This window comes from Lactobacillus sp. UMNPBX15 (genome assembly GCF_002553785.1).
In the GTDB taxonomy this organism is placed as follows: Bacteria; Bacillota; Bacilli; order Lactobacillales; family Lactobacillaceae; genus Lactobacillus; species Lactobacillus crispatus.
On record NZ_PCYV01000123.1, the window covers coordinates 1 to 284 of the forward strand.

Genomic DNA, 284 nt, shown 5'->3' on the forward strand with positions numbered 1-284 from the left:
TGCACCTGTTTGAATTCGTTCATGATCTTTTCACGATCGTCGACGCGTACTTTAGCGCAGATATTGCGCATGACATGAACCAAACAGCGTTGAAAATGAGCTTTAGGATAAGTCCTGGCCAAGGCTGTTTTCATGCCAACAACACCATCAGAAAGAAAAAGCTCAACTTGCTTTAAGCCTCGGGATTTCATGTTTTGAAGCATATCTGTCCAGACTTCAATGTTCTCGCTAGGCGCAATGCAGTAGTCAATGACCTCCTTGTGCCCATTAGGCTTGATGCCAAT

General features: G+C 44.4%; 1 protein-coding gene. It reads right to left on the minus strand.

Annotated features, from left to right (window positions below; genetic code table 11):
• Positions 1-284 (minus strand): transposase (locus tag CP366_RS10570; protein ID WP_199162878.1); only part of this gene is annotated, 284 nt, incomplete at both ends.